This is a genomic window from Halorubrum sp. AD140 (assembly GCF_034497445.1).
In the GTDB taxonomy this organism is placed as follows: Archaea; Halobacteriota; Halobacteria; order Halobacteriales; family Haloferacaceae; genus Halorubrum.
The window spans coordinates 1-1,477 of sequence record NZ_JAXRUU010000181.1; the positions used below are offsets into that span (position 1 = coordinate 1).

2 protein-coding genes and 1 pseudogene are annotated in these 1,477 nt (G+C 72.1%); all 3 read right to left on the minus strand.

Going from position 1 to position 1,477, the window contains the following annotated elements:
• A partial coding sequence (locus U4E84_RS17195; RefSeq protein ID WP_322533320.1) for a CoA-binding protein occupies positions 1-193 on the minus strand: 193 nt, incomplete at its 3' end.
• A gap of 167 nt (positions 194-360) precedes the next feature.
• A pseudogene (locus U4E84_RS17200) lies at positions 361-993 on the minus strand (PAS domain-containing protein); the annotation flags it as partial.
• Between the two features lie 96 nt (positions 994-1,089).
• Positions 1,090-1,473, minus strand: a complete 384-nt coding sequence (locus tag U4E84_RS17205; protein ID WP_322533321.1) for a helix-turn-helix domain-containing protein — start codon at positions 1,471-1,473, stop codon at positions 1,090-1,092.
• Between the last annotated feature and the right edge of the window lie 4 nt (positions 1,474-1,477).

Below are 1,477 nucleotides of genomic sequence, written 5' to 3' on the forward strand. Positions count from 1 at the left end.
CGTCGGCGTCGCCCACCTCGTCGACGCAGGGCGTCCCGAGCACCTCGTCGTAGTTCGGGTTGACGGGGACCGTGTCGCCGTCGAAGTCGTCGAGGAGATTCGACGTGACGGCGCGGCCGACGGCGCCCTCGCGGGCGGTCGCGCCGACGACGGCGACCCGGTTCGGGTCAAACAGCTCGTTGAGCGTACCCATCAACGCGGGAGTACGCGAAGCGTCGGCTTAAGATCAGTGGAATGTTCTTCGAAATCGGGTCCTATGGTGAACGATCGATCGGGTTTCGGTCAGCCGTCCGCCGATCCTCACGAGGGACCGGGAGCGGCGTCGGAGTCCTCGGGTCGGGGATCCGCGACGGGCTCGGTGTCGGTGGACCCGACCGTGGCCAACTCCGCGTCAGTCGCTTCGGCCGCGGTGGATTCGGTCTCAGTGGACTCGAGCGCGGCCGCCTCGGAGCCGGCGGCCGGTGCGGTCGCCCTGCCGTCCGGTTCGGCCCACGACGGACCGACCACCGGGACCGCCCGGCGGTCCCGCTCCGCCGCCCCGTTGACGAAGGGCAGTTCGCTCCAGTCGGCGTCGAACATCCACAGCACGTCCGGCGAGGTCGAGGCGATGGTCTCCAAGCGCCGCCGGGACTCGACTTCGAGCGTGACGTCGCGGGAGCGCAGCGCGTAGCCGTCGAACCCGGTCTCCGCCGGCGGGAACATGCGGGTGCGGAACCACACCCAGTCGTCGTCGGCCGTCCCGTAGCGGTACTCGAGCGGGGCGTCCGGCCGCGTGCCGTCCGCGACGAGCGCGTCGAACACCGCCCGGACGCGGGCGACGTCGTCGGGGTGGACCAAGTCGAACGCGTCCGTCCCGACGAGACCGTCCGGGTCGAACCCGAGCAGGTCGCGGGTGGCCGCGTTGAGGTACCGAAACCGACCGGTCTCGTCGATCACCGCGACGTTGTCCCGCGCGAGGTCGACGAGGGTCTCCGGCTCCGGCGAGCGAGACACGCGGGACACCACCGCGAACTCGTGTCGAACCTCGACCGTTCGGGTATCAGATCCGAAACGCCACGGCGCGGCGGCGAGACGCCGCCGGAACGGCGGTCAGTCGGCCGAGACGCCGGGCGCGTCGAGCGCGGCGGCGAGGGGGTCGGCCCCCTCGTCGCCGACCGTGAGCGCCACGCCGTCGTCGCCGAGTTCGATCGCGGCGTCTCCGGCGTCGCGGACGTACTCGGCGGCGTGGTCGCCGCCCGGATCGAACCGGACCCCCTCGGCGAGCAGCGGGGTCTCGCTCAGCAGCTCGACCTTCCGGTAGGCGGTCGAGAGGGCGATGTCGCAGTCCTCGGCGAGCTCGCTCGTCGTCTTCGGCGTCGCCGCCGCCACGAGGATCGCCCGGCAGTCGGGGTCGGCGAGCGCCTCGAACGTCGCGTCGAGCGCCGCGTCTCCCTCGGTCGTCGTCGCGTCGGTCGTGCGCGGGGGGCGTTTCATACCT

Excerpts from the sequence above, each read along its gene's own strand:
- U4E84_RS17205 (WP_322533321.1), bottom strand. The coding sequence starts at position 1,473 with ATGAAACGCCCCCCGCGCACGACCGACGCGACGACGACCGAGGGAGAC.